Below are 26,179 nucleotides of genomic sequence, written 5' to 3' on the forward strand. Positions count from 1 at the left end.
TGGCTTCTCCCCCTGTCAGGCGGTTTGCAATACGCCGCGGAAGATCGGGTCTTCCAGCGCCCTTCCGGTGCCGATGGCAACGCAGGTCAATGGATCATCGGCGATGGAGACGGGTAGACCTGTTTCGTCGCGCAACTCCTCGTCAAGGCCCTTCAAAAGCGCGCCGCCGCCGGTCAGCACGATGCCCTGATCCACGATGTCCGCAGCCAGTTCCGGGGCCGTATTCTCCAGCGCAATGCGCACGCCTTCGACGATGGTGCCGATGGGTTCGCTCAGCGCCTCTGCGATCTGCCCCTGATTGATCGTGATTTCCTTGGGAACGCCGTTCACGAGATCCCGGCCCTTGATGTAGATAGTTTCGCCCACGCCATCGGCCGGAGCTTGCGCCACGCCATATTGCTTCTTGATGCGCTCGGCGGTCGCTTCACCGATCAGCAGATTGTGATGGCGGCGGACGTAGGAGACGATGGCCTCGTCCATCTTGTCCCCGCCAACGCGCACCGAAGTGGTATAGGCGAGGCCGCGCAGCGAAAGCACCGCCACTTCGGTCGTACCGCCGCCGATGTCGACGACCATCGATCCGATGGGCTCCGTCACTGGCATGTCTGCGCCGATGGCTGCGGCCATCGGTTCCTCGATCAGGAAAACCTGGGAAGCACCGGCGTTGCTGGCCGCGTCGCGGATCGCGCGGCGCTCGACCGACGTGGAGCCCGAAGGCACGCAGATCACGATCTCAGGCCAGCTTGGGAAGCGGCGATGGCCGTGCACCTTGTGGATGAAGTGCTTGATCATCTGTTCGGCGATGTCGATGTCGGCGATCACGCCATCGCGCAAGGGACGAATCGCCTCAATCGAATCAGGGGTCTTGCCCATCATCAGTTTGGCGTCATCGCCGACCGCCTTTACCCGCTTTATGCCATTCAGGGTTTCCACCGCGACCACCGAAGGCTCGTTCAGAACGATGCCCTTCCCGCGCGCATAGACGACGGTGTTGGCCGTGCCGAGGTCGATCGCCATGTCATGCGAGGAGAATTTGAAAAGTCGCGAAAAGATCATTTCTTATCCTGTCCATCCGAGCCACCGAGGCGCGGCGCCGTACCCTATAATCGCTCATTCCGCAGGCGGAAAGTCACCCAAGGACGCTTTTCACAAATGTTTGGACAACCGCTCGCGGAAAGCGTCCGCTTGGGCTAGTGACGTGCTTATGTCAATACGCCGCTTGCCCGAGCATCTGGTCAATCGCATCGCTGCTGGCGAAGTGGTCGAAAGACCGGCCAGTGCGCTGAAAGAATTGGTGGAAAACGCCATTGATGCCGGCGCGAGCCGGGTCCATGTGCGGCTGTCCTCGGGCGGGCTCGACCTGATCGAGGTGACCGATAATGGCTGCGGAATGGCGCGGGCGGACATGGCCCTGGCGCTGGAACGGCATGCCACATCCAAAATGCCGGACGACGCCATCGAGAATGTCGTGACCCTGGGGTTCAGGGGAGAGGCGCTTCCGTCGATCGCCAGCGTCGCAAGGCTCAGCATTGAAAGCCGGGAGGCTGGGGCCGACGGCTGGAGCCGAATCGTTGATAATGGCGAACTGGTGGAAGAGGGGCCTGCCGCCATTCCGCCGGGGACCCGGATTCGGGTGGAGCAATTGTTCGCCAGGGTTCCGGCGCGGCGCAAGTTTCTCAGGAGTTCACGCGCCGAATTCGCCGCTTGCGCCGATGCCGTGCGCCGCCTTGCCATGGCGCGGCCGGATATAGGCTTCGTCCTCGAACATGACGGCCGCCGCAATATCGCCGTGCAGCCCGGCGAGAGCCGCGAGGCGCGGGTGGCGGCTCTTACGGACCGGGACCTTGGCGGCAATCATGTGGTGGTGTCGCTGGAGCGCGAAGGTGTCACCATCAGCGGCGTTGCGGGGCTGCCCACATATAATCGGGGCGTCGCCGATCATCAGTTCCTGTTCGTCAACGGCCGTCCGGTGAAGGACCGGCTGCTGGTGGGAGCGGTCAGGGGCGCCTATGCGGACCAGCTCGCACGCGATAGGCATCCGGTGGTCGCGCTGTTCGTCGATCTTCCCCCCGGAGAGGTGGACGTCAATGTCCATCCGGCGAAGACAGAGGTGCGCTTCCGGGAACCGGCGATGATTCGCGGCATGATCGTCAGTGGGTTGAAGCGGGCGCTCGACGAGGCGGGCTTCCGTTCCGTGCAGCGTCCGGCGGCAGAGGCACTGGGGAATTGGCGGCAGGAGCCGCTGGCATCGCCGACGCCGTTCAGTCCGATGCCGATCTTCGGCGAAGGCTGGTCCGCCCCCGTGCCCGCAAGCCATCAGCCCGCAAGCCATCAGAATGTGGGCGATCGCCGGACCAGCTTCATGACGCCACCGCCGCAGGCACGCGCCGAGCCTGCCTATTCGCCTGTACCGCAGGCCGAAAGTTTTCCGCTCGGCGTGGCGCGCGGGCAGGTGGCGAAGACCTATATCGTGGCTGAAGCGGAGGATGGGCTGGTCATTCTGGACCAGCATGCCGCGCATGAACGGCTGGTCCTTGAACGCATGCGGCGGGCGATGGCGGGCAGCGGGGTGCCAGCGCAGAACTTGCTTTTGCCGGAAGTCGTGGAACTGGAGGAAGCGGCTTGCGACCGGCTGGAGGGGAGGGCGGCGGAACTGGCGGAGTTCGGTCTGGAACTAGAGCGCTTCGGCCCGGCCGCCGTGCTGGTCCGCGCCACGCCCGCCATGCTGGGCAATGGCGATGTGAAGGGGCTGGTTGCCGATCTCGCGGATGAGCTTGCCGCCTATGACGAGGCGCTGTCGCTGAAGGAGCGGCTTGATCATGTCGCAGCCACCATGGCCTGTCATGGATCGGTGCGCGCGGGACGCATCCTCTCCGTTACCGAGATGAATGCGCTCTTGCGCGAAATGGAGGTGACGCCGCATAGCGGTCAGTGCAATCATGGGCGGCCGACTTGGGTGAAGCTTGGCCATGGCGACATAGAGAAATTGTTCGGGCGAAAATAGGCTGGGATGAGGAACAGGGAGCAGGCCGAAATGGAGCGGCGGCGGGACCGCCTGCTGGGTTCGCTGGCGCTTATTGGCGGGGCGGGCCTTTTCCTGGCGCTTCCCTTCGCGCTTCAGGCGGGCGCGGAATTCTTCCTGCCGCTGACGGCTGCGCTGGTCATTGCTATCGCGCTTGTGCCATTCCTCGAATGGATGGAACGGCAAAGCGTTCCTTCCAAGCTCGCTGCCCTGATCGCGGTGATTTTCTTTCTCACGATCTGCAATGTGGCGTTGGTGCTGATCATCGTTCCGGCCACTGACTGGTTCCGGATACTGCCTCAGCGCATTCCGCAGATTCAGGCCAATCTGGCACCGCTCATAGATTTTTATTCGCAGCTTCAGCGCTTTGTCGATGAAACCGTACAGATGCTGGCAACGGGTCCGGTGGCTGCGGCGCAGACGGCAGCGGTAGAGGCGCCGCGCTCGCTGCTGGAACTTGCCGCAACTTCCGCGCCTTCGGCCATCATCCAGATGCTGTTTGCCTTGCTCGTCATCTACTTCTTCCTCGCGAGCTGGACCAATTTGCGGAACCAGACCATCAGCAGCCGGGAAAGCTTCGATGGAGCGCTGACGATCGCGCGCGTCATTCAGAATGTGGTCGACGCGACCTCCGCCTATGTGACGACCATCTCGATCATCAATCTGAGCCTTGGCATGGCAGTGGCCATCGCGCTTTATCTGATCGACATGCCTTCTCCGCTCATGTGGGGCGGCATCGTCGCGCTGCTCAATTTCATTCCCTATTTCGGGCCGATCCTGGCAGCCATCCTGTTGGGGCTGGGCGGCCTGATGATCTTTAATGATGTGTGGCTCGCTCTGCTGCCGGCGCTCATCCAGATCAGTTTTCATGTGGTTGAGGCAAATGTCGTCACTCCGCTGGTGCTGGGCCGCCGGCTCACGATGAATCCCTTGCTGATTCTTGTGTCCCTGAGCTTCTGGGGATGGGTGTGGGGGACGCCCGGCGCGCTCCTGGCGGTGCCCTTGCTCATCATTCTTCAGACTGTGATCGCAGCAGCGGGAAGGCCGGATATCGCCGGTTTTCTCTTCGAACATGGCACGCTGATGCACGGCTATCGCGATGAGCTTCCGGATAATTTGCAGAAGACCGCAGAGGATGGTTGACAGGCGAAGCGGGCTCTTCTAACTGCGCCTCCTCACCGCAGAACGCGGGTGTAGCTCAGTTGGTTAGAGCGCCGGCCTGTCACGCCGGAGGTCGCGGGTTCGAGCCCCGTCACTCGCGCCACTTCCCTGTTTCCATCCAGGCGAGAAGTGGCTTTAGCGGCAAGATCCAGACAATCCCCGCCACCGCATAAATGATCAGTTGAACCCAGCCCGGCAGGGCTCCGATCTGCTGCGACAGGCTGGCGATGATGAATGCCCAGACCGCGATAATCCCGAGGATGAGGAACATGCCGACGGGTTTGCGCCAACTGGGATTCATGATTGTGTGGTTCCTTCTATAAATTCGCGTTCAGTGACGACCGCGTGGAGCGGCATGTCCCATGGGTCAAGCACAAGATCGTCCCGCTCCTGCCCGGACCAGGCAACGCCGATGCGGATCGCATGGTCGAAGCGGGCGAACACCCGGTCATAATGCCCGCCGCCCTGGCCGAGGCGGTTGAGACGGCGGTCGAAGGCCACCAGCGGCGCGAAAATGGCATCGGGTATGGCAATCGGCGCTGCGGGGGAGGGTTCGCTGATCCCGGCATAGCCCAGCACCAGCTCCTCGCCGGGAGCCCATTGCCGGAACAGCATGTCGGGGGAATTATCCTCCAGGCAAGGCAGGCAGACCGACTTTCCGGCCATGATCAGCGGCTCGATGAAGGCGTCGGCAGGCGCCTCGCTGCCAACGGGCAGGTAGAGCGCTACGCAAGAGTTCGGACCAATCAGCCGCATCAGTGCCGTGGGCGGCGCGTGGAAGGCGAGCTTCAGGGCTATGGGGGGAAGCGATTCAACAAAGCGGGAGCGGCGCAGGCGCGCGTCGCGGCGAATGTCCTGTTTGGAGGAATTTTCCATAAGCCCGTGATTACAGTGGCGGGAGGCTGATGGGCAATGTCTGTCTGATTTTTGATTAGGTGAGACGTCTCATCGGCCCCTATTTCCGTCGTCCCTACCTACGCAGGGGCGACCGCTCAAAATTCCTCGACGGCCGCAAAGGCCAGGGTTCCACCAAAATCAAGCTGAACTGGAAAAAGGGTGGCGGGACCGCCTCGGCCGATTGCCGGAAAATCCTCTGACGCCTCAACGTCAGGTGGGCGCCGTATAATCCGGGCCGGAACCCGGTTAGGGACAGCTCCCTTGGATGTGATATCGCCTCAGGGATGTTCGCTAAAGCTCGTACCAGGCAGTGCCCGCCGTGGGGTAATTTAGGCATTCTCCGGCACGGCCGCAAGCCTTGAGACAAGGGATTCCATCCGGTCCGCAAGACTTTCCAGCGCATCGGCGAGGCGCGGGTCGGGCGCAGGGGGTGCGGCGGGAATTGCGCCGGTCCGGATGTCGTTCAGTTCATCCGCCAGGAATAGCGCGGCAAAGAGCAATTGCCGGACTTCCGTAAGGCCGGGAACCGCCCGCCGGGCGTCCTGGGTCTTGGCATCGATCAAAGAAGCAAGATGCTGAAGCCGCGCCTCATCTCCATCGCGGCAAGTGATGACATAGCTGCGTCCGCCGATCGCCAGGCTAACCTCAGCCATGATGCTCCTCCTTCAGATGTTCGATCAGGCCGTCGAGTTCCGACAGCACCTGTCCGGTTTCGCTCCGAAGCTGGGCATATTTCTCCTGCAACTGTTCCAGCGCCATATTCGGAGCTTGAAGAGCTTCGAGGCGGCTGAGCGCCCGTTCGATTCGCGCTATGGCACTGATCATGCGATCGTCTGACATGCGTTTCAGATAGCACGCCTGCGGGCCGGTGCAAAAACCCCAATTCTGCGCTGCGGTTGACGCTGAGGCCTTGGGGCGACAAATGGAGGCGATTTTTCGCGACTCGGGCGCGCGCCTTTGCCATGCCCTTCGAACAGGAAGCTTTATGACCGTTACGCAGCAGCAGCTCGCCAATGCCATCAGGGCACTGTCGATGGACGCAGTGCAGGCCGCCAACAGCGGCCATCCCGGCATGCCCATGGGGATGGCGGATGTGGCGACGGTGCTGTTTGGAGAGTTTCTGAAGTTCAACCCGAAAGAGCCCAAATGGGCCGACCGCGATCGCTTCGTGCTGTCCGCCGGTCATGGCTCCATGCTGATCTATTCGCTGTTGCACCTGACGGGCTATGCGCGGCCGACCATCGAGGACATCAGGAATTTCCGTCAGCTTCACAGCCCTTGCGCGGGGCATCCCGAGAATTTCGAACTGGCGGGCGTGGAAACGACCACGGGGCCGCTGGGGCAGGGGCTTGCCACGGCTGTCGGCATGGCGATGGCCGAGCGGCATCTGAATGCCACTTTCGGCGATGAACTTGTCGACCACCGCACCTGGGCGATCGCTGGCGACGGATGCCTGATGGAGGGCATCAATCATGAAGCGATCGGCCTTGCCGGGCATCTGGGCCTTGGCCGTCTGATCGTCCTCTGGGATGACAACAAGATTACCATCGACGGCGCCACCGACCTTTCGACGAGCGAAGATGTCCGCGCCCGCTATGCGGCAACCGGCTGGCATGTGGTTTCGTGCAATGGCCATGATTATGCCGATATCCGGCGCGCCCTTGCCGAAGCGGTGGCCGATCCGCGCCCGTCCCTGGTCGCTTGCGACACCACCATCGGTTATGGCGCGCCCAACAAGGCCGGGTCGCACAATGTCCACGGTTCGCCCCTGGGCAGCGAGGAAATCGCTGCTGCCCGCGTGCATCTCAATTGGCCGCACGAACCCTTTGTGATCCCGGCAGACGTCGCGGCCGAATGGAAGAAGATCGGCGAGCGTTCCGCAGCAGCGCGTGAAGCATGGCAGGGACGGCTCGAAACCCATCCTCAGGCAAAGGAATTTTCCCGCCGGATGGCCGGTGAGCTGCCCGTCGATTTCTCGCTTTCCGCCTATATCGACACGCTGATCGCCGAACCCAAGAAGGTCGCCACCCGCAAGGCGAGCGAGATGGCGCTTGAGGCGGTGAACAGTCTGCTCCCCGAAACCATGGGCGGTTCGGCGGACCTCACCGGCTCCAACAATACCAAGACCAAGTCCACGGCTCCGTTCGGTAAGGACGATTATTCCGGCCGCTATATTTATTATGGCATCCGCGAGTTCGGCATGTCGGCGGCGATGAATGGCCTGGCGCTGCATGGCGGGGTCATTCCCTATGGGGGCACTTTCCTGGTCTTTTCCGATTATTGCCGCGCTGCCATCCGCTTGTCGGCGCTTCAGCAGGCGCGGGTCGTCTATGTGATGACCCATGACAGCATCGGCCTGGGCGAGGATGGCCCGACGCACCAGCCGGTCGAGCATGTCATGAGCCTGCGCATGATTCCGAACCTTGACGTCTACCGTCCGGCGGACGTGGTCGAGACAGCCGAGTGCTGGGAACTGGCGCTCAGGGACCAGAATGGCCCCTCGCTGCTGGCGCTCACCCGCCAAAACCTGCCGCAGTTGCGGCTTGAAAAAAGCGAAAACCTGTCGGCCAGGGGGGCTTACCGATTGCGCGGCGCCGTTGCGCCGCGCAAGGTGGTGCTGCTCGCCAGCGGTTCGGAAGTAGAGGTCGCACTTGGCGTCGCCGAGGCGCTTGAAGGGCAGGGGATCGGCGCGGACGTCGTTTCCATGCCCTGCTGGTCGCTGTTCGACGCGCAGGACGCGGATTACAGGGCCGGCCTCATCCCTTCGGATTGCCTCAAGGTTTCCATTGAAGCAGGCACCACATTTGGCTGGGAACGCTATACTGGCCTTGATGGATTGCGCTTCGGCATCGACCGCTTCGGTGCGTCCGCCCCGGCAGAAGCACTGTTCGACTATTTCGGCCTTACGGCCGCGAAGATTGCGCCGCAGATCGTTTCGGCGCTTGGCAAATAAGGAGCTTGAAAAAGATGGCAGTTAAAGTTGCGATCAACGGATTTGGCCGCATCGGCCGCCTGGTGGCCCGCGCGATCCTGGAACGCACCGACCATAATCTGGAACTGGTCAGCATCAACGATCTGGGCGACGCCCAGTCCAACGCGCTGCTGTTCAAGCGTGACAGCGTCCACGGCAATTTCCCCGGTGACGTCAGCGTGGACGGCGACGCACTCGTCATCAACGGCAAGCGCATCACCGTTACCGCCGAGCGTGATCCCGCCAAGCTGCCGCATGCCGCGCAGGGCGTCGACATCGCCCTGGAATGCACCGGCATCTTCGCAAGCAAGGAAAAGGCGAGCGCACACCTGACCGCTGGTGCCAAGCGCGTCGTCATCTCCGCTCCTGCAACCGGCGTCGATAAGACGGTCGTGTTCGGTGTGAACCATGACACGCTGACCAAGGATGACGTCGTCATCTCCAATGCCAGCTGCACCACCAATTGCCTCGCCCCGCTCGCCAAGGTGCTGCATGATGCCATTGGTATCGAAAGCGGTTTCATGACGACGATCCACAGCTACACCAACGACCAGAATACGCTGGACCAGCTGCACAAGGACATGCGCCGCGCCCGTGCCGCCGCACTGTCGATGATCCCGACAACGACCGGCGCCGCCCGCGCCGTGGGTGAGGTGCTTCCGGAGCTGAAGGGTAAGCTCGACGGTTCGTCGGTTCGCGTGCCGACTCCGAATGTCTCGGTCGTGGACCTGAAGTTCATCCCAAGCCGCGAAACCACGGTTGAGGAAGTCAACGGCCTGCTGAAGGACGCGGCCCAGGGCGCGATGAAGGGCGTTCTGGCCTACACCGACGAGCCGCTGGTTTCGATCGACTTCAACGGCGATCCGGCAAGCTCCACCGTCGACAGCCTGGAAACGGCGGTCATCGACGGCAAGCTGGTGCGTGTGCTCAGCTGGTACGACAATGAGTGGGGCTTCTCCAACCGCATGATCGACACCACCGGTGTGGTTGCGGGATTGTTGTAACACCCCTCCCGTTTGGTTCGAGTAGCCTTCGAGCGAAGTCGAGAAGGCGTATCGAGAACGGTTCTCGACATCTCGACAAGCTCGATGCTCGAACCAAACGATATGTGGTACTGAAATAGTTATCGAGGAACAGCTGTGAAGCCATTCAAAACATTGGACGATATGGGTGACCTGACGGGCAAGGCCGTGCTTGTCCGCGAAGATCTGAACGTGCCGATGAAGGATGGCGTGGTGACGGACGATACCCGTCTCCGCGCGGCTGTTCCGACGATCAATGAACTCTCCGGCCGGGGTGCGAAGGTGCTTGTCCTGGCCCATTTCGGCCGTCCCAAGGGGCAGCCCAGCCTGGACATGTCGCTGGCGCAAATTGCCGGGCCGCTTTCGCAGGTGCTGGGAAGGCCGGTGCGCTATATTGATTGGGAGGGCGACAAAGCGGCGGTGGCCGCGCTTCAGCCTGGTGACGTCGCCGTGCTGGAAAACACCCGCTTCTTTGGCGGCGAGGAAAAGAATGACCCGGCGGTGGCTGAACGCTTCGCCGTGCTCGGCGACCTATACGTCAACGACGCCTTTTCAGCCGCGCACCGCGCCCATGCCTCGACTGAGGCCGTGGCGCATATTCTGCCGGCATTTGCCGGCCGCGCGATGGAAACTGAACTTGACGCCCTGCAAAAGGCGCTGGGATCCCCCGAGCATCCCGTCGCGGCCGTCGTCGGCGGCGCGAAAGTTTCGACCAAGCTCGACGTGCTGAAGCATCTAGTGGCGAAGGTGGATCACCTCATCATCGGCGGCGGCATGGCCAACACCTTCCTTGCCGCGCGCGGGGTCGATGTCGGCAAGTCGCTGTGCGAGCATGATCTGAAAGACACCGCCGAAGCCATTCTAGAAGCAGCGGAAAAGGCAAATTGCACGGTCCACCTGCCCTATGATGTCGTCGTCGCGAAGGAATTCGCGCCCAATCCGCCGACTCGGACCGTCAATGTCCATGAGGTCGCGGCTGACGAAATGATCCTGGACGTGGGGCCCGCCGCCGTCGAGGCGCTCGCCGATGTGCTGAAGACCTGCCGGACGCTGGTGTGGAATGGGCCGATGGGCGCCTTTGAGACGCCGCCTTTCGATGCGGCGACCGTGGCGCTCGCCAGGACAGCCGCTGCCTTGACCAAGGAAGGCTCGCTCGTGTCGGTGGCGGGCGGTGGCGATACCGTGGCCGCCCTCAATCACGCTGGTGTAGCAGGCGATTTCTCCTTCGTCTCCACCGCAGGCGGCGCGTTCCTGGAATGGATGGAGGGCAAGGAACTGCCCGGCGTCAAGGCGCTGATGAGCTAAGGAATTTTCCCGTTTTTCGTTGCCGGAAGGCAACACGACCCCCCAGAAGAGGTATGTGCAGATGCTCGATCAGGAAATGCTGAACAAAATTGCCGCCGGTAACGGCTTTATTGCCGCTCTCGACCAGAGCGGCGGTTCGACGCCCAAGGCGCTCAAAGGCTATGGCATCGAGGAAGGCGCCTGGTCCAATGATGAGGAAATGTTCGGCCTGATCCACCAGATGCGCTCGCGGATCATCACTTCGCCGGTCTTCACCGGCGAAAAGGTGATCGGCGCCATCCTGTTCGAACGCACCATGGACGGGGTTGCCGACGGCAAGCCCGTGCCGGCCGTGCTCAAGGAACGCGGCGTTGTTCCCTTCATCAAGATCGACAAGGGCCTGGAAGCTGAGGAAAATGGCGTCCAGCTCATGAAGCCGATGCCGGAACTCGACGTGCTGCTGAAGCGCGCCAAGGGCCTTGGCGTATTCGGCACCAAGGAGCGGTCGGTCATCAACCTCGCCAATCGCGAAGGCATTGCCGCTATCGTGAAGCAGCAGTTCGAAGTCGGTCAGCAAGTTCTGGCGGCTGGTCTGGTGCCGATCATCGAACCGGAAGTGAACATCAAGAGCCCCGAGCGCGCAGAGGCCGACCAGATCCTGCTGGAGGAATTGCTGAAAACGCTTGATGCCATGACCGGCGATGACAAGGTTATGCTGAAGCTCTCTATTCCCACCAAGCCTGGTCTGTTCGATCCGCTGGTCGATCATCCCCGCGTGCTGCGTGTCGTCGCATTGTCGGGTGGCTATAGTCGTCCGGACGCCTGCGCCGAGCTCGCCAAGAACCATGGCATGATCGCGAGCTTCAGCCGCGCATTGCTGGAGGATCTGCGCCACCAGATGAGCGACGCCGAATTCAACCAGTCGCTGGGCGGTGCGATCGAGGAAATCTACACCGCCTCGACCAATAAGGCCGTTTAAGAGGTAAATGATAGCAAGGCTTTGCTCGTTTGCACTGTGTCTGTCGAAGGGCTCCCCTTTCTCAAAAGGAAGGGGCTTCGACAGGGCTCAGCCCAAACTGGTAAGAGATGTTTGATTTAACAAACTTCTCAACTCCTTCGCGTCGGCAATGGCGCGGGCCTCCGTGTCATTGTTGAAATAGGCCCACACATCGCGGCCCTGGCGGGACGACCGTATCGAAATGCTCTGCGTAAAAGGCAAACCATCGCTTGACCGGCAGCCCTTCGGGGTAGAAGGCGCTGCGCCAATGGCGATAGTTCCAGCCTGAGCAACCGATACGGATCATAGGATGCCCAACGAAGATTTCCCCGATCAGTTCGTCCCTCCCGAGCGGCGGGAGCCGTGCCGGCTGTATCTGATCTCGCCGCCCAGTATCGATGCGTCTTTCAGCGATCGCTTGAAAGAGGCGCTGGACGCGGGTGAAGTGGCGGCGTTCCAACTCCGGCTGAAAGGGTTGGATGAGCACGCGATCGCACGGGCCGCCGAGCCGCTGCAGCGCATTTGCGCCGAGCGGGACGTTGCCATAATCGTGAATGACAGCATGGCGCTGGCCAAGCGCCTAGGCGCGGACGGTGTGCATCTGGGGCAGGAGGACGGAGACCCGCGCGAGGCACGCAAGCTGCTTGGCCCCTCGGCCCAGATTGGCGTTACCTGCCATGACAGCCGCCATCTCGCCATGGAAGCGGGCGAGGCCGGAGCGGACTATGTCGCCTTCGGCGCCTTTTATCCCACCGCCACGAAAGAGACACGGCATCGTCCGGACCCGTCGATCTTGACTTGGTGGAGCACATTGTTCGAACTGCCCTGCGTCGCCATTGGCGGCATTACTCCGCAAAACGCGAGGCCTCTGGTGGATGCGGGGGCCGATTTCATCGCTGTGAGTGCGGCCGTCTGGGGCCATCCCGCCGGACCCGCTGCGGCGGTGCAGGAATTTGAGAGCATCTTGCAGAGCAGTTGATTTCGATTGGTCGATTGCTTAGCCCATTTGGGCGCATTGGCGACAAATGTCCGCCATTCCACTACAATCCCAAGCTTTTTTGGGAAGCGGCATCGACGGATCGTAAAAGTGTGCTGGGGCCCGGCCCCAATGGTCCGGTGGGTGTGGTCTGGATCGAGCTGTCCAAGCCGCACTATGGCATTCACGGCACGCCGGAGCCGGCGCTGATCGGTCAGAGCGAAAGCCATGGCTGCATTCGCCTTAGCAATTGGGATGCCGCGCGGCTCGCCCAGATGCTGCGTCCGGGCGTCCGCGCCACTTTCAAGGCATGATGGCCGCTTGCGAAAAGGAGCGGGGGAGGATAGAGGGCCGCTCAACGGCTCTTTAACATCCTTGAAAAAGCGAGAAGCGCGATGAAAATCAGCGGCGTGGACATTCGTCCCGGCAATAATATCGAATATGAGGGCGGCCTGTGGCGCGCCGTGAAGATCCAGCATACACAGCCTGGCAAGGGCGGCGCCTATATGCAGGTGGAGCTGAAGAACCTGATCGATGGCCGCAAGAATAATGTCCGCTTCCGCTCTGCCGAGACCGTTGAGCGCATCCGCCTCGATACGAAGGACTTCCAGTATCTTTACGCCGAAGGAGACATGCTCGTCTTCATGGACAAGGAAACTTATGATCAGATCAACCTGCCGCAGGACCTGATCGGCGATGCGTCGGCCTTCCTTCAGGACGGCATGGACGTGGTGCTCGAAATGTATGAGGACCGGCCGATCTCCGTGCAACTGCCCGAGCAGGTGGAAGCCACCGTGGTGGAGGCGGACGCTGTCGTAAAGGGCCAAACCGCTTCGGCTTCCTACAAGCCCGCCATATTGGACAATGGCGTCCGCGTCATGGTGCCGCCGCACATCACCACCGGAACCCGGATCGTGGTTGACGTGTACGAACGTGAATATGTGAAGCGGGCGGACTGATCCGTCTCCCCTCCTGCTTGCGGGAGGGGCCAAGGGGAGGGCCTGTCAGCCGGCTTCTCCTGTTACATTCCCTTCCCCGACCCCTCCCCCAAAAGCGGGAGGGGGGAGATTGCAATGGTATCTCATTCCGGCCTCATTACTGTCATGGAACGCGCCGCGCGCAAGGCGGCGCCGCGCCTTCGCCGCGACTTCGGCGAAGTCGAGCATTTGCAGGTTTCTCGCAAGGGGCCGGCCGACTTCGTCACGATGGCGGACCAGCGCGCCGAACGGACGCTCTTCGATGAACTGAAGAAGGCACGGCCCGACTGGGGCTTCCTGCTGGAGGAAGCGGGCGAGATTGAAGGCGATCCCACCAAACCGCGCTGGGTCATCGATCCCCTGGACGGCACCAGCAATTTCCTGCACGGAATCCCTCATTTCGCCATTTCCATTGCAGTGCAGGAGCCGAAGCCAGGCGGCGGATGGGGCGAAGTCACCACTGGCCTTATCTATCAGCCGCTGACCGATGAAAGCTATTGGGCGGAAAAGAGCCGGGGCGCCTGGCTGCATGACCGCCGCTTGCGGGTGTCGGGCCGGCGTGATTTGGCTGAGGCGCTGATTGCCACAGGCATTCCCTTCTTCGGCCATGGCGATTTTTCGCAATGGACGCGCATCTTCGGCGCGGTTGCACCCCAGGTAGCGGGTATCCGCCGCTTCGGTTCGGCAGCCCTTGATCTGGCCCATGTGGCGGCGGGCCGGTATGACGGTTTTTGGGAAAGCGATCTCGCCCCCTGGGACGTAGCGGCAGGCGTTCTTCTGGTGCGCGAAGCAGGCGGTTTCGTCACCGATTTCCGGGGTGGGGATCAATGCATGCAACGTAGTGAATTCCTTGCCGGAAATGACGCAATTCACAGCAAATTGCACAAGCTTGTGGCGCAGGCGCTCCGATGAGGCGGACGATAGGTAATATTACGCATTTTTTGCGCTGCGGCAGGCTTGCTCCTAGGCACACATCTGCCTAAAAGCCCGCCGCAAGACGTCTAGCTAGCGAGAGTCTCTTTGGTCGACCTGTCTCAATATCTGCCTATCCTCCTGTTCCTGGGAGTGGCACTGGTGCTGTCGGGCGCTTGTGTGTTCCTGCCGATGGCGGTGGCTCGTCTCACCGGCACGCACAAGCCCAATCCGGACAAGCTGGCTGAATATGAATGCGGCTTTCCCGCGTTTGAAGACCCGCGCAGCCAGTTCGACGTGCGTTTCTACCTGATCGCCATTTTGTTCATCGTCTTCGATCTGGAAGCGGCCTTCCTCTTCCCCTGGGCGGTCAGCCTGGATGAAATCGGCTGGGCCGGCTGGGCGACGATGATGGTCTTCATTCTCGAGCTTGTGCTCGGCCTCGTTTATGCATGGAAGAAGGGAGCGCTCGATTGGGAGTAATACTTGATCCGCGCACCGAAGGGCCTTTCCCGCCCGAAGGAACGCCGCCCGACCGGGCGTTTTTCGACAGCCTGTCGTCCGAAGTCACTGACAAGGGCTTTCTCGTCACCTCGACCGAGGAGCTGTTCCAGTGGGCCCGGACCGGCTCGCTCTGGTGGATGACCTTCGGCCTTGCCTGCTGCGCTGTGGAGATGATCCACGTCAACATGCCGCGCTATGACATGGAGCGCTTTGGCGTCGCCCCGCGCGCCTCACCGCGACAGAGCGACGTCATGATCGTGGCTGGCACGCTCTGCAACAAGATGGCGCCCGCGCTCCGCAAGGTCTATGATCAGATGTCGGAGCCGAAATATGTCATCTCCATGGGCTCATGCGCCAACGGGGGCGGCTATTATCATTACAGCTATTCCGTAGTGCGCGGCTGCGACCGGATCGTGCCGGTGGACATCTATGTTCCCGGTTGCCCTCCGACCGCCGAGGCTCTGCTCTATGGCGTGATGCAGCTTCAGCGGAAAATCCGCCGCGTGGGGACGATTGAGAGATGATCCCTATGAACTGTTCCCTTTTCCGTTCGTGCCGAGCGAAGTCGAGGCACGTCAGCGCCAGGCCAATGTCCCTCGACTTCGCCCGGGACAAACGGGTTTGTGATCGGGCTGTACGATGAACCATCCCGCACCCAAATATGCGAGCAATGAAGGCGTGGCGGACGCAATCCGCGTTGCGTTGGGCGATGCCGTTGTCGAAATCAGGGACGCGGTGGGCGAGGTCAGCGTGACCGTGCAGCGCGACAGCCTGCCCGGCGCCATGGTGAAGCTGCGCGACGATCTTGCCTATCAGCAGCTCATGGAAATCGCGGGCGTTGACTATCCGGACCGGCCCGAACGGTTCGAGGTCTGCTACCATCTTCTCAGCCTCACGAAAAATCACCGCATCCGCGTCAAGGTGACGACTGACGAGGAAGCGCCGGTTCCCAGCATCACTGGCGTCTGGCCGGTCGCAGGCTGGCTGGAGCGCGAAGTCTATGACATGTACGGCGTTGTCTTTTCCGGCAATCCCGACCTTCGCCGCATCCTGACCGATTACGGCTTCAAGGGCTATCCGCAGCGCAAGGACTTCCCGCTGACCGGCTATGTCGAGATGCGCTATTCCGAGGAGGCGAAGCGCGTGGTCTATGAGCCCGTCAGCCTGGCGCAGGATTTCCGGACTTTCGACTTCATGAGCCCCTGGGAAGGGGCGGCCTATGTGCTGCCCGGCGATGAAAAAGCCAAACCGGAAGCTCCCGGCGCACCTTCGCCCGTTGCGGCCGATGGGGAAAAGAAATGACCTCCGCAACCGAAGAGCTGATGCAGCGCGATCCAGCGACTGCGGACGAGACACAGATCCAGAACTACACGATCAACTTCGGCCCGCAGCATCCGGCGGCGCACGGCGTGCTCCGCATGGTGATGGAACTGGACGGCGAGATCGTCGAGCGCGTCGACCCGCATGTCGGCCTGCTCCATCGCGGCACCGAGAAGCTGATCGAATACAAGACCTATTTGCAGGCGTTGCCCTATTTCGACCGGCTCGACTATTGCTCGCCGCTCTCAATGGAGCACAGCTATGTGCTGGCAATCGAAAAGCTGCTGGGCCTCGAAGTGCCGCTGCGCGCCCAATATCTGCGCGTCTTCTTCGCGGAACTGACGCGCATCTGCAACCATATGCTGAACATCGGCAGCCACGTCATGGACGTGGGCGCGATGACGCCGAACCTCTGGCTGTTCGAAATCCGCGAGGATTGCCTCAATTTCTTCGAGCGGGCGTCGGGCGCGCGCATGCATGCCGCCTATTACCGGCCCGGCGGCGTTCACCAGGACGTGCCCTTGAAGCTGCTCACCGACATTGGCGATTGGCTCGACACTCGCCTGCCGCGCCTGTTTGAGGATGCGATGAGCCTGGTCGTCGACAACCGGATCTTCAAACAGCGCAATGTCGACATCGCCGTGGTGGGCAAGGAAGACGCGATCAAATGGGGCTTTTCCGGCCCGATGATCCGCGGTTCGGGCATCCCCTGGGACCTGCGCAAGTCGCAACCCTATGATGTCTATGACCGCATGGAGTTCGACATTCCCGTCGGCACTAATGGCGACTGCTATGACCGCTTCATGGTCCGTGTCGAGGAAGTCCGCCAGTCCGCGAAGATCATGAAGCAGTGCCTTCAACAGATGCCCGAAGGGCCGGTGCTGACCTTCGACCGCAAGGTTGCTCCGCCCCGGCGCGGCGAGATGAAGCGCTCGATGGAAGCGCTCATTCACCATTTCAAGCTCTATACCGAGGGCTTCCACGTTCCCGCAGGCGAAGTCTATGTCGCCACCGAAAGCCCCAAAGGCGAGTTCGGCGTCTACCTGGTCAGCGACGGGTCCAATAAACCCTATCGCTGCAAGATCCGCCCGACCGCCTTTTCCCACCTTCAGGCCATGGATTTCATGACTAAGGGCCACATGCTCGCCGACGCGACCGCCATTTTGGGCGCGATCGACGTAGTATTTGGAGAATGTGACCGCTGATGGCTGACGCACCCCAAATCCCCGACGAGGCTGAAGTCCGCGCCCGCTGGGGCAATTTCGCCTGGACGAGCGAGAACGCCGAAAAGGTGAAGGAAATCATTGCTCGCTATCCAGCGGGACGGCAGCAGTCGGCGGTGATGCCTTTGCTCGACCTTGCCCAGCGGCAGGTCGGGGCGGAGACGCAGACGCAGGGCTGGCTGCCGATTCCAGTAATGGAATATATCGGCGCGCAGCTTGGCATGGCCTATATCCGCGTGCTGGAGGTCGCGACCTTCTACACCATGTATAATCTGGCGCCCGTCGGCCGCTATCATGTGCAGGTGTGCGGCACGACGCCCTGCATGTTGCGCGGATCGGACGATGTGTTCGCCGCCTGCAAGAACAAGGGGCTGGTCAAGGGCAAGACCACGCCCGATGGCCTTTTCACCCTGACGGAAGTAGAATGCCTCGGCGCTTGCGCCAATGCGCCGATGGTGCAGATCAACGACGATAATTTCGAGGACCTGACCTATGAAAGCATGACGGCGGTGCTCGACGCGCTGGCGAAGGGCGAAACGCCCAAGCCCGGCCCGCAGATCGATCGTCAGGTGAGTTGTCCCGAAGGCGGCCCGACGAGCCTCAAGGAAATGGTCACGGAAAATCACGATTACAGGGGGGAATGGGCATGATGCGCATTTCTGCTCCCTCTCCCTGGCGGGGAGAGGGTCGGGGTGAGGGGGTTCAACGCCTCGGTTCCTTCCCCAACGCCGCAAACCCTCACCCAACTCGGCCTAGCGGGCACGGCCCGCAAGGCTTCGTATCCCTCTCCCTTGAGGGAGAGGATTTGGGAGGCCGCGCATGACCATCGCACCCCTTTCCGACAAGGACCGCATCTTCACCAACGTCTATGGCTTCCAGCCATGGAACATCGACGCCGCGATGAAGCGGGGCGATTGGGACAACACCAAAAAGCTGCTGGAGCAGACGCCCGAAGAGATCATCGAGATCATCAAGGCGTCCGGCCTTCGCGGCCGTGGCGGCGCGGGTTTCCCGACGGGGCTTAAATGGTCCTTCATGCCGAAGGAAAGCCGCGATGGCCGTCCGAGCTTCCTCGTCATCAACGCCGACGAGTCCGAGCCCGGTAGCTGCAAGGACCGCGAGATCATCCGCCACGATCCGCACAAGCTGATCGAGGGAGCGCTGGTCGCGGGCTATGCCATGCGCGCCCGCGCCGCCTATATCTATATTCGCGGCGAGTTCATCCGGGAGGCCGAAACCCTCTTCGCGGCTGTCGAGGAAGCCTATGGCAAAGGCTTTATCGGCAAGAATGCCTGCGGTTCGGGCTATGATTTCGACGTCTTTGTCCACCGTGGCGCGGGTGCCTATATCTGCGGCGAGGAAACCGCGCAGATCGAAAGCCTTGAGGGCAAAAAGGGTCAGCCGCGCCTGAAACCCCCCTTCCCGGCGGGCGCGGGCCTTTATGGCTGCCCGACCACCGTCAACAATGTCGAGAGCATCGCCGTTGCGCCTACGATCCTGCGGCGCGGCGCGGCCTGGTTCTCCAGCTTCGGGCGGGACAATAACAAGGGCACCAAGCTTTTCCAGATCAGCGGCCATGTGAACAAGCCCTGCGTGGTCGAGGAAAGCATGAGCATTCCCTTCCGCGAACTGATCGATCGCCATGCGGGCGGCATTCGCGGCGGTTGGGACAATCTGCTCGCGGTCATTCCCGGCGGCTCCTCGGTGCCTTTGGTTCCGGCGAAGCAGATCATGGACGCGCCGATGGATTTCGACGGCCTGCGCGAGCTTGGCTCCGGCCTTGGCACCGCCGCCGTCATCGTCATGGACAAGTCCACCGACATCGTCCGCGCCATTTCGCGGCTTTCCTACTTCTACAAGCATGAGAGCTGCGGCCAATGCACCCCCTGCCGGGAGGGCACGGGCTGGATGTGGCGCGTGATGGAACGCCTGCGCACGGGCGACGCCGATATTTCGGAGATCGACACGCTCTTCGAAGTCACCAAGCAGGTCGAAGGTCATACCATCTGCGCCCTCGGCGACGCCGCCGCCTGGCCGATCCAGGGCCTCATCCGCCACTTCCGCCCTGAAATCGAGCGGCGGATCCAGGAGAATAAGGGCAGCATGCCGATGATGGAGGCTGCGGAGTAAGTCATGCCTAAACTAACCGTCGACGGCGTAGAGATCGAAGTCCCCGCGGGCGCCACCGTGTTGCAGGCGTGCGAGCTGGCGGGGAAGGAAATTCCGCGCTTCTGCTATCATGAGCGCCTGTCCATCGCGGGCAATTGCCGCATGTGCCTGGTCGAGGTGAAGCCTGGGCCGCCCAAGCCGCAGGCAAGCTGTGCGCTGCCCGCTGCCGAAGGGCAGGAAATCCGCACCGACAGCCCGATGGTGAAGAAAGCGCGCGAGGGGGTGATGGAGTTCCTCCTCATCAACCACCCGCTTGACTGCCCGATCTGCGACCAGGGCGGCGAATGCGATTTGCAGGACCAGTCCATTGCCTATGGCAAGGGTTACAGCCGCTATGACGAGAACAAGCGGGCGGTGACCGAGAAATATATGGGTCCGATCGTCAAGACGGTCATGACCCGCTGCATCCAGTGCACCCGCTGCGTCCGCTTCGCCGAGGAAGTGGCCGGGGTCGAGGAAATCGGCGCGATCGGTCGCGGCGAGAATATGCAGATCACCAGCTATCTGGAACATGCGCTGACCAGCGAGCTTTCGGGCAATGTGGTGGACCTGTGCCCCGTGGGCGCGCTGACGTCCAAGCCCTATGCGTTCGAGGCACGGCCCTGGGAGCTCAAGAAGACGCTCGCCATCGACGTGATGGACGCGGTCGGCACCAATATCCGCCTCGACAGCCGGGGCCGTCAGGTGCTCCGCGCCCTGCCGCGCATCAATGAGGATGTGAACGAGGAATGGGCGTCGGACAAGACGCGCCACGCCGTCGACGGCCTCGTCCGCCGCCGCCTCGACAAGCCCTATGTCCGCAAGGGCGGGAAGCTTGTTGAGGCAAGCTGGGACGACGCCTTCGCCGCCGTCGCCAAGGCTGCTAGGAATGCCGGGAACAGCGTTGCGGCAGTTGCGGGCGATATGCTCGACTGCGAAACCATGTTCGCCGCGCGCGAGTTGGTGAAGGGCCTGGGCGGCACGATGTTCGAGGGCCGCCAGACCGGCCTTGCTTATGATGTGTCGAACCTCGCCGCTGTCAATTTCAACACGACCATTTCGGGCATCGAGACCGCCGATGTCATCCTGCTCGTCGGCACCAACCTCCGCTGGGAAGCGCCGCTGGTCAACACCCGCGTCCGCAAGGCGATCCGCAAGGGCGGGGCGAAGGTTTATGGCATCGGGCCCCAAACCGACCTTAGCTATAAGGTCGAGTGGCTCGGCAATGATGCAGGCCTGCTTGCAAAGCTGCCCAAGGAAGCGGCCGATGCGTTTAAAAATGCGCAGCGCCCCGCGATGATCCTGGGCGGTGGCACGCTGGCAAAGGATGGCGTCCATGGCGCGGCTCTGGCGCTGGCCGATAAATTGGGCGTCGTCAAAGATGCCGCCTCGACTGGCTCTGGACAGGGCTGGAACGGCTTCAACCTGCTCCACTTCGCCGCCGCGCGTATGGGCGGGCTGATGCTTGGCTATGCGATGGAAGGCGGGATCAAGGCGATGGCTGCCGCCAAGCCCAAGCTGCTCTTTTCGCTGGGCGCGGACGAAGTCGATTATTCGGCCTTCACCGACAGCTTCAAGGTCTATATCGGCCATCATGGCGACAAGGGCGCGCATTCCGCCGACGTCGTCCTGCCGGGTGCGGCCTATAGTGAAAAGGCCGGAACCTATGTGAACCTGGAGGGCCGGGTGCAGCGCGGGGACAAGGCAGTCTTTGCTCCCGGCGATGCCCGCGAGGACTGGACCATCCTGCGCGCGCTTTCCGACAAGCTCGGCTGCACGCTGCCCTTTGACAGCTTTGAGGCGCTGCGTGCCAAGATGGCGGAGGCGGTTCCGGCGCTCGGAGCCGAGGGGCTGGCTCACTATGAATGGGCACCGCCCAGGCTTTCCGCCAAGCCGGAGGGCGAGTTCGCCTATCCGATCAAGGACTTTTATCTCACCAACAGCATCTGCCGCGCCAGCCCGACCATGCAGCGCTGCTCGGCGGAACTGCTCCATGGCGAGGAATTTGCGGAGGCAGCGGAGTGAAATACTTGACGCTGCTATCTCCCTCTCCCCGGCGGGGAGAGGGTCGGGGTGAGGGGGCTCGACGTTTCGGCTCTTTCCTCACCGCCGGACACCCTCACCCAACCCTCTCCCTCAGGGGAGAGGGCTTTGATGGACGGCCCGCCTTATGACCGCTTTCTTTCAAACCCTCGGCCTGCCGTTTGAAGGCGCGTGGTTTCTTGCCACCATCATCGGCATTCTCGTCATCGCCTTGCCGTTGCTGCTGGTGGTCGCGATGATCATCTATGCCGACCGCAAGATTTGGGCGGCAATGGCATTGCGGCGCGGACCGAACGTCGTGGGACCCTTCGGGCTACTGCAGAGCTTTGCGGACGGCATAAAGGTGTTCCTGCAGGAAACCATCATCCCGTCGGCCGCCAACCGCGCGCTGTTCCTGATTGCGCCGATCATCACCTTCACCGTTGCGCTGATGGCCTGGGCGGTCGTGCCCTTCGACGTGGGCGTGGTGCTGGCCGACATCAATGTGGGCCTGCTCTACATCCTCGCGATCAGCTCGCTGGGCGTTTATGGCGTGGTGATCGCGGGCTGGGCATCCAACTCCAAATATCCCTTCTATTCCGCGATGCGCGCCTCGGCGCAGATGATCAGCTACGAAGTCTCCATCGGCTTCATCCTGATCACTGTCGTGCTGTGGGCTGGATCATTCAACCTTTCGACCATCGTTGAAAGCCAGAAGGGACTTTACGGCTTCGTCAACGCCAACGGCTTTAATCCGCTGCTGTTCCCGATGGCTGTGGTGTTCCTGATCTCGGCGATGGCCGAAACCGCGCGCGCGCCGTTCGATCTTACCGAAGCGGAAAGCGAACTGGTCGCGGGTTATCAGACCGAATATAGCTCGATGAGCTTCGCGCTCTACTGGCTCGGCGAATATGCGAACGTGATCCTCATGTGCGCATTGAACGCGATCCTCTTCTGGGGTGGATATTTGCCACCGTTCGATTGGACGCCACTTTATTATGTGCCGGGCATCATCTGGCTCTTCGCCAAGATCCTGTTCTTCTTCTTCGTCTTCTCCTGGGTGAAGGCGACCGTGCCCCGCTACCGCTATGACCAGCTCATGCGCCTTGGCTGGAAGATATTCCTGCCCCTGTCGCTGTTCTGGGTGTTTCTGGTCTCGGGCTTCCTCATGCTGACGCGCTACGGAGTAGCATCGTGATTGCGCACTGGATTAAATCCTTCACCCTTTGGGAATTTGTGAAGGCCCATTGGCTGACTTTGAAATATTTCTTCAAGCCAAAGGCCACGATCAACTATCCCTTTGAAAAGAACCCGATTTCGCCGCGCTTCCGGGGCGAGCATGCACTACGCCGCTATCCCAATGGCGAGGAGCGCTGCATCGCGTGCAAGCTGTGCGAGGCGGTCTGTCCGGCCCAGGCCATCACGATCGAGGCTGAACCGCGCGCCGACGGTTCCCGCCGCACGACCCGCTATGACATCGACATGACCAAGTGCATCTATTGCGGCTTCTGTCAGGAAGCCTGCCCGGTCGATGCGGTGGTCGAAGGCCCGAATTTCGAATTCTCGACCGAAACGCGCGAGGAGCTGATCTACGACAAGGCGAAGCTTCTTGAAAATGGCGACCGGTGGGAGCGGGCGATTGCCGCGAACCTTGCCGCCGACGCGCCCTATCGTTAATGGGCCGCAACATAACACATATTCGACTCCGTTCGTCCCGAGCGAAGTCGAAGGACCTGATGAGGTGCAGCGTTTTTCGACTGCGCTCGACACAAACGGGGGTTGAGTTTCTGTGATTCACGTCCTGGCCTTTTATCTGTTCGCCGCGCTGGTCATCGCCAGCGGCGCGCTGACGATATTCGCGCGAAATCCGGTGCACAGCGTGCTCTGGTTGATCATGGCTTTCTTCAACGCGGCGGGCCTGATGGTGCTCCTGCAGGCCGAATTCATCGCCATGCTGCTGGTCATCGTCTATGTCGGCGCCGTTGCGGTGCTGTTTCTGTTCGTGGTGATGATGCTCGACATCGATTTCGCGGAGCTTCGTGCCGGGTTCGTCGAATATCTGCCCTTTGGCGCGATGATCGCGACGGTGCTCGCGGCAGAGATCGTGCTCGGTATCGGCGCGTGGAAAGCGGGCGGGGTTGAACTTGCGCAGCGTGTGGCGCCTGTCGCCACGGATAAGCCGAATATCGAGGCCATCGGGGAACTGCTTTACACTCGCTACATCTTTCTCTTCGAAGCCGCCGGAATCATCCTGCTGGTCGCGATGATCGGCGCAATTGTTCTCACCCACCGCGCTCGCGGCGGCGTGCGGGCGCAGAACGTCGCCAAACAGGTTCGCCGCCGTCCTGAAGAGGCAATCCGCATCGTCAATCAGCCCATAGGGCAGGGGGTGGAACTGTGATCGGCGTCCAGCATTATCTGGTGGTCAGCGCGATCCTGTTCGTGCTCGGCGTGCTCGGCATTTTCATCAACCGCAAGAATGTCATCATCATCCTGATGGCAATCGAGCTGATCCTTCTTGCGGTGAACATCAACCTGGTCGCGTTCAGCGCCTATCTCGGCGACATGGTGGGGCAGGTCTTTTCCATGTTCGTCCTCACCGTCGCGGCGGGCGAGGCGGCGATCGGCCTTGCGATCCTGGTCATCTATTTCCGTGGCCGCGGCACCATTGCCGTCGATGACGTCAACCGGATGAAGGGCTGAGCCAAAATCATGACAATCCAGCTTATCGTCTTTCTTCCCTTGCTGGCGGCTGCGGTCGCTGGGCTTGGCAACAGGGCCATCGGCAATTTTGCAGCGAAGAGCGTCACCACTGGAGCGCTTTTTGTCTCCTGCGCCCTCTCCTGGCCGATTTTTCTGTCCTTCCTAGGCGGACATGCCGAAGCGCAGGTGACGCCGGTTCTGACCTTCCTCCGTTCCGGCGATCTTGCCGTCGATTGGGCGCTGCGCGTCGACACGCTGACCGCCGTGATGCTGGTCGTCGTCACGACAGTCTCCGCGCTCGTCCACCTTTATAGCTGGGGCTATATGGAGGAGGACCCGGACCAGCCGCGCTTCTTCGCTTATCTCTCGCTCTTCACCTTCGCCATGCTGATGCTGGTGACCGCCGACAACCTCATCCAGATGTTCTTCGGATGGGAAGGCGTGGGTCTTGCCTCCTATCTGCTCATCGGTTTCTGGTTCAGGAAACCGAGCGCCAATGCTGCGGCTATCAAGGCTTTCGTGGTGAACCGCGTCGGCGATCTAGGCTTCATGCTCGGCATTTTTGGCACCTTCCTGGTCTTTGGCACAGTGTCCATCCCCGAAATCCTTGAAGCGGCTCCGTCCATGGCGGGGTCAACCATCGGCTTTCTTGGCACGCGCTGGGACACGATGACGATCCTTTGCTTGCTGCTGTTCATCGGTGCGATGGGCAAGTCGGCGCAGCTTGGCCTCCACACCTGGCTTCCCGACGCGATGGAAGGTCCGACCCCGGTGTCGGCGCTGATCCATGCCGCAACAATGGTGACGGCGGGCGTGTTCATGGTGTGCCGCCTTTCGCCCATGTTCGAAACGAGCGATGTGGCGCTTGGCGTCGTCACCTTCATTGGCGCGGCCACCTGCCTTTTCGCAGCCACTGTCGGCACCTGTCAGAACGACATCAAGCGAGTGATCGCCTATTCGACCTGTTCGCAGCTTGGCTATATGTTCTTTGCGGCGGGCGTTGGCGCTTATGGCGCGGCAATGTTCCACCTGTTCACTCACGCCTTCTTCAAGGCGCTGCTGTTCCTTGGCGCTGGCTCGGTCATCCATGCGATGCATCATGAGCAGGACATGCGCTATTATGGCGCGCTGCGTAAGGAAATCCCGCTCACCTTCTGGGCGATGATGGCCGGCACGCTCGCAATCACCGGCGTTGGTTTGCTCGGCGTCTTCGGCTTCGCGGGCTTCTATTCAAAGGATGCGATACTTGAGGCGGCTTATGCCTCGGGCAGCGGGGTCGGCGCCTTCTATATCGGCGCCTTCGCGGCTCTGCTCACCAGCTTTTATAGCTGGCGCCTCATCTTTCTCACTTTCTTCGGAAAGGCGCGCTGGGCAGCATCCGAGCATATCCAGCATGCCGTCCATGGTGTGCACGAGAATCCCGAGGAGGAAGCGCCGGCGCATGAGCATGATGATCATGCCGTCCCGACTGGCACTGCTGGCTATCATCCGCATGAAAGCCCGCTTTCGATGCTGGTTCCGCTGGGTGTGCTGACACTGGGGGCGGTGTTCGCTGGCTTTATCTTCCACCACCAGTTCGTCGATGCCGAACATGGCCTGGAATTCTGGAAGGGCAGCATCGCGTTCGACACCCATCTGATGCACGCCATGCATGAAGTGCCGCTCTGGGTGAAGCTCACCCCGGCTGCCGTCATGCTGATCGGCCTCTTCATCGCTTATATGGCCTATATGCGGCCGACGGGTTGGCCGGAGAAATTCACCAGCCAGTTCCGGGTGCTTTACCAGTTCCTCTTGAACAAATGGTATTTCGATGAGCTTTACGACCTGGTCTTCGTGAAGCCCGCCTTCATCATTGGCCGCATCTTCTGGAAGGGCGGCGATGAAGGAACGATCGACCGCTTCGGTCCCAATGGCGCCGCCGCTCTGGTGGTCGCGGGCGGCCAGGTCACCCGCCGCATACAGTCCGGCTATCTCTATACCTATGCTCTGGTGATGCTCATCGGCCTCTCAGCGGCAGTAACCTGGGCGATGGTGCGCTGA

The 26,179-nt window shown here is 61.5% G+C and carries 25 protein-coding genes, 1 tRNA gene, 1 other RNA gene and 2 pseudogenes; 23 read left to right on the forward strand and 6 right to left on the reverse strand.

Annotated features, from left to right (window positions below; genetic code table 11):
- Positions 1 to 15: 15 nt before the first annotated feature.
- Positions 16 to 1,056 (reverse strand): rod shape-determining protein, encoded by a 1,041-nt coding sequence (locus tag VJS46_RS08115; RefSeq protein WP_324059351.1) that lies wholly within the window; start codon positions 1,054 to 1,056, stop codon positions 16 to 18.
- 148 nt (positions 1,057 to 1,204) lie between these two features.
- On the opposite strand from VJS46_RS08115, the gene mutL reads away from it, so the two are divergent.
- The 3 genes from mutL to VJS46_RS08130 all read left to right on the forward strand — a co-directional run bounded on the left by mutL (position 1,205) and on the right by VJS46_RS08130 (position 4,286).
- Positions 1,205 to 3,004 (forward strand): DNA mismatch repair endonuclease MutL, encoded by a 1,800-nt coding sequence (gene mutL, locus VJS46_RS08120; RefSeq protein WP_324059353.1) that lies wholly within the window; start codon positions 1,205 to 1,207, stop codon positions 3,002 to 3,004.
- A 6-nt stretch (positions 3,005 to 3,010) separates the two neighbouring features.
- Positions 3,011 to 4,165, forward strand: a complete 1,155-nt coding sequence (locus VJS46_RS08125; protein ID WP_324059355.1) for an AI-2E family transporter — start codon at positions 3,011 to 3,013, stop codon at positions 4,163 to 4,165.
- 44 nt (positions 4,166 to 4,209) lie between these two features.
- A tRNA-Asp gene (locus VJS46_RS08130) sits at positions 4,210 to 4,286 on the forward strand.
- Here VJS46_RS08130 and VJS46_RS08135 read toward each other — a convergent pair.
- The 5 genes from VJS46_RS08135 to VJS46_RS08155 form a co-directional block, all read right to left on the reverse strand.
- Positions 4,275 to 4,484, reverse strand: a complete 210-nt coding sequence (locus VJS46_RS08135) for a DUF2842 domain-containing protein (protein ID WP_324059357.1) — start codon at positions 4,482 to 4,484, stop codon at positions 4,275 to 4,277. The genes VJS46_RS08130 and VJS46_RS08135 overlap by 12 nt on opposite strands.
- Positions 4,481 to 5,059 (reverse strand): 5-formyltetrahydrofolate cyclo-ligase, encoded by a 579-nt coding sequence (locus VJS46_RS08140; RefSeq protein WP_324059359.1) that lies wholly within the window; start codon positions 5,057 to 5,059, stop codon positions 4,481 to 4,483. The genes VJS46_RS08135 and VJS46_RS08140 overlap by 4 nt, the downstream gene beginning before the upstream one ends.
- Positions 5,060 to 5,241: 182 nt before the next feature.
- A non-coding RNA gene (gene ssrS / locus VJS46_RS08145) (6S RNA) lies at positions 5,242 to 5,397 on the reverse strand.
- A 12-nt stretch (positions 5,398 to 5,409) separates the two neighbouring features.
- Positions 5,410 to 5,733: a cell division protein ZapA gene (locus tag VJS46_RS08150; protein ID WP_324059360.1), complete on the reverse strand. Its 324-nt coding sequence runs from the start codon at positions 5,731 to 5,733 to the stop codon at positions 5,410 to 5,412.
- Entirely contained in the window at positions 5,726 to 5,920 is a 195-nt protein-coding gene (locus VJS46_RS08155; RefSeq protein WP_324059362.1) for a hypothetical protein, read from the reverse strand. The genes VJS46_RS08150 and VJS46_RS08155 overlap by 8 nt, the downstream gene beginning before the upstream one ends.
- A 145-nt stretch (positions 5,921 to 6,065) precedes the next feature.
- On the opposite strand from VJS46_RS08155, the gene tkt reads away from it, so the two are divergent.
- The 20 genes and pseudogenes from tkt to nuoL all read left to right on the forward strand — a co-directional run bounded on the left by tkt (position 6,066) and on the right by nuoL (position 26,179).
- Positions 6,066 to 8,033, forward strand: a complete 1,968-nt coding sequence (gene tkt / locus VJS46_RS08160) for a transketolase (RefSeq protein WP_324059364.1) — start codon at positions 6,066 to 6,068, stop codon at positions 8,031 to 8,033.
- 14 nt (positions 8,034 to 8,047) lie between these two features.
- Complete coding sequence (gap, locus tag VJS46_RS08165) at positions 8,048 to 9,055, forward strand: type I glyceraldehyde-3-phosphate dehydrogenase (RefSeq protein ID WP_324059365.1); 1,008 nt, start codon at positions 8,048 to 8,050, stop codon at positions 9,053 to 9,055.
- A 162-nt stretch (positions 9,056 to 9,217) separates the two neighbouring features.
- Positions 9,218 to 10,378, forward strand: coding sequence for a phosphoglycerate kinase (locus VJS46_RS08170; protein ID WP_324059475.1), 1,161 nt, complete (start codon positions 9,218 to 9,220; stop codon positions 10,376 to 10,378).
- Between the two features lie 61 nt (positions 10,379 to 10,439).
- Positions 10,440 to 11,336, forward strand: coding sequence for a fructose bisphosphate aldolase (locus tag VJS46_RS08175; RefSeq protein ID WP_324059477.1), 897 nt, complete (start codon positions 10,440 to 10,442; stop codon positions 11,334 to 11,336).
- A 328-nt stretch (positions 11,337 to 11,664) separates the two neighbouring features.
- The gene (thiE, locus tag VJS46_RS08180) at positions 11,665 to 12,333 is read left to right on the forward strand and encodes a thiamine phosphate synthase (RefSeq protein ID WP_324059367.1); all 669 of its coding nucleotides are present in this window, start codon (positions 11,665 to 11,667) and stop codon (positions 12,331 to 12,333) included.
- A gap of 50 nt (positions 12,334 to 12,383) precedes the next feature.
- Positions 12,384 to 12,644: pseudogene (locus VJS46_RS08185) on the forward strand (L,D-transpeptidase); the annotation flags it as partial.
- A gap of 81 nt (positions 12,645 to 12,725) precedes the next feature.
- Entirely contained in the window at positions 12,726 to 13,289 is a 564-nt protein-coding gene (gene efp / locus VJS46_RS08190; RefSeq protein ID WP_324059369.1) for an elongation factor P, read from the forward strand.
- 114 nt (positions 13,290 to 13,403) lie between these two features.
- Positions 13,404 to 14,219 (forward strand): inositol monophosphatase family protein, encoded by an 816-nt coding sequence (locus VJS46_RS08195; RefSeq protein ID WP_324059371.1) that lies wholly within the window; start codon positions 13,404 to 13,406, stop codon positions 14,217 to 14,219.
- A gap of 108 nt (positions 14,220 to 14,327) precedes the next feature.
- A complete protein-coding gene (locus tag VJS46_RS08200; RefSeq protein ID WP_324059373.1) occupies positions 14,328 to 14,702 on the forward strand; it encodes an NADH-quinone oxidoreductase subunit A in 375 nt (124 codons plus the stop codon).
- Complete coding sequence (locus VJS46_RS08205) at positions 14,672 to 15,247, forward strand: NADH-quinone oxidoreductase subunit B family protein (protein WP_324059375.1); 576 nt, start codon at positions 14,672 to 14,674, stop codon at positions 15,245 to 15,247. Before VJS46_RS08200 ends, VJS46_RS08205 begins: the two co-directional genes overlap by 31 nt.
- A 115-nt stretch (positions 15,248 to 15,362) precedes the next feature.
- Positions 15,363 to 16,007, forward strand: a pseudogene (locus tag VJS46_RS08210) (NADH-quinone oxidoreductase subunit C); the annotation flags it as partial.
- Between the two features lie 14 nt (positions 16,008 to 16,021).
- Positions 16,022 to 17,248, forward strand: coding sequence for an NADH-quinone oxidoreductase subunit D (locus tag VJS46_RS08215; RefSeq protein WP_414707986.1), 1,227 nt, complete (start codon positions 16,022 to 16,024; stop codon positions 17,246 to 17,248).
- On the forward strand, positions 17,248 to 17,916 hold the full coding sequence (locus VJS46_RS08220) for an NAD(P)H-dependent oxidoreductase subunit E (protein WP_324059377.1): 669 nt from the start codon (positions 17,248 to 17,250) through the stop codon (positions 17,914 to 17,916). Before VJS46_RS08215 ends, VJS46_RS08220 begins: the two co-directional genes overlap by 1 nt.
- A gap of 169 nt (positions 17,917 to 18,085) precedes the next feature.
- Entirely contained in the window at positions 18,086 to 19,396 is a 1,311-nt protein-coding gene (gene nuoF, locus VJS46_RS08225) for an NADH-quinone oxidoreductase subunit NuoF (protein WP_324059379.1), read from the forward strand.
- A 3-nt stretch (positions 19,397 to 19,399) separates the two neighbouring features.
- Entirely contained in the window at positions 19,400 to 21,439 is a 2,040-nt protein-coding gene (gene nuoG, locus VJS46_RS08230; RefSeq protein WP_324059381.1) for an NADH-quinone oxidoreductase subunit NuoG, read from the forward strand.
- A gap of 145 nt (positions 21,440 to 21,584) precedes the next feature.
- Positions 21,585 to 22,634, forward strand: coding sequence for an NADH-quinone oxidoreductase subunit NuoH (gene nuoH, locus VJS46_RS08235; protein ID WP_324059383.1), 1,050 nt, complete (start codon positions 21,585 to 21,587; stop codon positions 22,632 to 22,634).
- Positions 22,628 to 23,113, forward strand: coding sequence for an NADH-quinone oxidoreductase subunit NuoI (nuoI, locus tag VJS46_RS08240; RefSeq protein ID WP_324059481.1), 486 nt, complete (start codon positions 22,628 to 22,630; stop codon positions 23,111 to 23,113). Before nuoH ends, nuoI begins: the two co-directional genes overlap by 7 nt.
- Positions 23,114 to 23,225: 112 nt before the next feature.
- Positions 23,226 to 23,837: an NADH-quinone oxidoreductase subunit J gene (locus tag VJS46_RS08245; RefSeq protein WP_324059385.1), complete on the forward strand. Its 612-nt coding sequence runs from the start codon at positions 23,226 to 23,228 to the stop codon at positions 23,835 to 23,837.
- A complete protein-coding gene (gene nuoK, locus VJS46_RS08250; protein ID WP_324059387.1) occupies positions 23,834 to 24,139 on the forward strand; it encodes an NADH-quinone oxidoreductase subunit NuoK in 306 nt (101 codons plus the stop codon). Before VJS46_RS08245 ends, nuoK begins: the two co-directional genes overlap by 4 nt.
- Positions 24,140 to 24,148: 9 nt before the next feature.
- Positions 24,149 to 26,179: an NADH-quinone oxidoreductase subunit L gene (nuoL, locus tag VJS46_RS08255; RefSeq protein WP_324059389.1), complete on the forward strand. Its 2,031-nt coding sequence runs from the start codon at positions 24,149 to 24,151 to the stop codon at positions 26,177 to 26,179.

Origin of the sequence: Rhizorhapis sp. (assembly GCF_035276005.1) — a bacterium.
Classification (GTDB): Bacteria; Pseudomonadota; Alphaproteobacteria; order Sphingomonadales; family Sphingomonadaceae; genus Rhizorhapis.